At 42.2% G+C, this 1,116-nt stretch carries 1 protein-coding gene; it reads right to left on the bottom strand.

Going from position 1 to position 1,116, the window contains the following annotated elements:
* Nucleotides 1-24: 24 nt before the first annotated feature.
* The coding region (locus BIT28_RS00035) for an IS4 family transposase (RefSeq protein WP_075761603.1) at nucleotides 25-1,116 on the bottom strand (1,092 nt) is incomplete at its 5' end.

Below are 1,116 nucleotides of genomic sequence, written 5' to 3'. Positions count from 1 at the left end.
GGCGCTGGCGGATCCCCACATAATTTACGCACGATAATTGTTTCTTGCCATTAGAATTAGGGTGGATTGCGCCCAACGTATTGCTGAATCGTTGATGTGATATTCCAGCCGTCGGAAGACCTCTTTTCCTAGTCTAACAAATGATAAAACGCGTCGGTTTTTTATTGAATTTGCCTGAAAGTGACGGTGCCAACCGTTATGTTCTGCAATTATTCCAAACCACCAAAAGATGATAAAAGCGAGCAGACCAATGAGTAGTAAAATGTCGAAGCGTTTAGGGTTATGAGTGCGGCTTTGGCGTAAGCCAAAACCGTATTGTGGACTTTTTAAGTCTCGAAATGTTTCTTCAATTTGCATGCGCTTGGTGTAGAGCCTGACGATACATCGAGATGAAAATATACTTGTTGGGATATTAGTCGCTAGTAGCCAAGGTTCTAGTGCTGACTTTTTATGGACTGCCTGGGCGGAGAAGTGCTCTCGACCTTTTGGCCGGTCTTTACGTTTTTTAGGTGTTTGTTTTTTATAGAGATGAAGATGACATTGCAATGGCTTTCGCTTGGCTAGCTGTGTGAATCCTACATATTTAGGTTTGCTATTCGCTTGATTAAACAACTGCTTGATGTGTTGCCATTGGTTTTTTATTAAGACGTTTACATCTCCTCTTACGCGTCCAAGATAACACCAACCCATGTCATTAACTTGTCTAAACCATGTATTACGAAAGCCAGCATCAGTCACGATGATAGGGATGACATGCGAGGGTAAAACAGCTTTAAAGTTATCGAGAAACTGTTGATGACTACGTGGAGAGTTGTAGTTTTTGAAAGTAAAAGTTTGCTCGAAAAGCGTAACAGAACGACCATCTACAGCAATAGATGCTCTTAGTACCATGAGTCGTTCGTATTCGCGGATATCAGCCCAATCGACTAAGACAATGGGCTGTGCATTGACCGAACAAAATTGATGACAGTGCCACCGATAAATATCGAGTCTGTCGTGGTGCAGGTGATTATTACCTAATAAACGGTCAACGCGCTTAATACAGTGTTTCGTTTTGGCCTTTGAAGGAAGAGAGCGCCCTAGCAAAGTAAGTGTAAGTGCATCATTGCTAAGCAA

The organism is Photobacterium proteolyticum (assembly GCF_001939735.1).
Taxonomy (GTDB): Bacteria; Pseudomonadota; Gammaproteobacteria; order Enterobacterales; family Vibrionaceae; genus Photobacterium; species Photobacterium proteolyticum.
The sequence above is the reverse complement of the archived record's forward strand: the minus strand, read 5'-3'. Positions and strand labels throughout refer to the sequence as shown.